Source organism: Flavobacterium polysaccharolyticum (genome assembly GCF_038739875.1).
In the GTDB taxonomy this organism is placed as follows: Bacteria; Bacteroidota; Bacteroidia; order Flavobacteriales; family Flavobacteriaceae; genus Flavobacterium; species Flavobacterium polysaccharolyticum.
Genome location: NZ_JBCGDP010000077.1, coordinates 1 through 437, shown reverse-complemented (window position 1 = coordinate 437; position 437 = coordinate 1). Strand labels below are relative to the sequence as shown.

The window sequence follows — 437 nt, the reverse complement described above, 5'->3', positions numbered from 1 at the left end:
CACGCAATGGAATTTCACCCTTACGTTCTCACGGAACCGTGCTTGAAAGTCTCCCTTCACACGGCTCTTCATAGTATTAAATCACACAAATGTACTTACATTTATGGATGTACCAATAACCAATGTACGAATAAATCGGGTTTTTCTTTGTACTTTGTTTTGAGGTATCTAACCGCTGCCTTTTTGTACAATCCTTTTTCCCATTTTACCCATTTTAGTAGTCGCTCATTGAGTTGTCTCCATAGATTTTGAAGGTCGTTTTTCCTAAATTTGTGATAATAATTGATAATTCCTCTCAAGATTGGATTCATCATTTTGGCTATCTCCTCTAGGGTTGTTCGCCTTTTGTGGATTTTCAGTGTTCTGAATTTTTCCATCAAACTGTTCTTCGACTTTTGACTTACGTAAATGCTCGGAATGATTATTATCTTATCCTT

Annotated in this window: 1 protein-coding gene; it reads right to left on the bottom strand. The window is 36.4% G+C overall.

The annotated features are described in order from the left end of the window. Nucleotides 1-101: 101 nt before the first annotated feature. Nucleotides 102-437 (bottom strand): group II intron maturase-specific domain-containing protein (locus tag WFZ86_RS20165; protein ID WP_342693621.1); only part of this gene is annotated, 336 nt, incomplete at its 5' end.